Annotated in this window: 1 protein-coding gene and 1 pseudogene; both read right to left on the reverse strand. The window is 65.9% G+C overall.

The features are described 5' to 3' along the window. Nucleotides 1-474, reverse strand: a 474-nt coding sequence (locus AC1DVR_RS23805; RefSeq protein ID WP_478003096.1) for a DUF7007 domain-containing protein, incomplete at its 3' end; no start/stop codon positions are given. Further along, a pseudogene (locus tag AC1DVR_RS23810) lies at nucleotides 471-737 on the reverse strand (hypothetical protein); the annotation flags it as partial. The gene AC1DVR_RS23805 and the pseudogene AC1DVR_RS23810, both read right to left, overlap by 4 nt.

Raw genomic sequence — 737 nt, forward strand, 5'->3', positions numbered from 1 at the left:
AGCGGCATCCTCCTCGTACCAACCTCCAGTCGCGCGCAGCAAGGGATGGAGTTCGGCATTGCGGTCCGCCGTCAGGTGGAACCCGCCATGGCCGGAGGTCGAGTGGAAGACCACCCCCTCGCCGTAGCGGACCGCGCCCTGCGATGGCCCCCAGGGCGTGCTGGCATGGGCGCGGAACTCCTGCCGACCGAGAGCTGCCTTCTCGCCCTGATGCTCGGCCTGTTCCTGAACGAAGGCTTGGAACGCAGCCTCGTCAGCGACATCGCCGCCATGAAGGTAGAATTCGGAACGCTTCCAGTCCGACAGGGGCTTGGAGAGGCGCCAGCCGCTGCCGAGGTAAAGCCGACCATCAGCCGTGGGGATCATGGCATAGGCGGCATCGCCGATCCGGGCGACGGTCAGGCCATCGGCACTGCGGCCGAATTCCGGGATGGGGAAAGAGGCGGGGTTGCTGGACTGGACGACGGTGCTCATGCGACGAGCGCCTCCACCGCGTCGATGTCTTCACCGTTCAGGGCGGCTGTCAGCCATTCATGGGTACTGATCCAGCCGACACTCTTGCGCGCGCCGAGGTCAATGACATGCGCGCCGCCGGCGAACGCCTCCAGCCGGGGCCGGGAACAGGTGTTGGCATAGTCAAAACCCCAGAGGCCGGTGAGATCGAGGTCTTCCGCGATGCGCAGCACGAAGCGGATGACCCCTTCGACATCGCCTTGGCCGTCGTCATGGAACCAGAG

It is taken from the genome of Rhodobacter sp. P2_H5, from assembly GCF_056403335.1.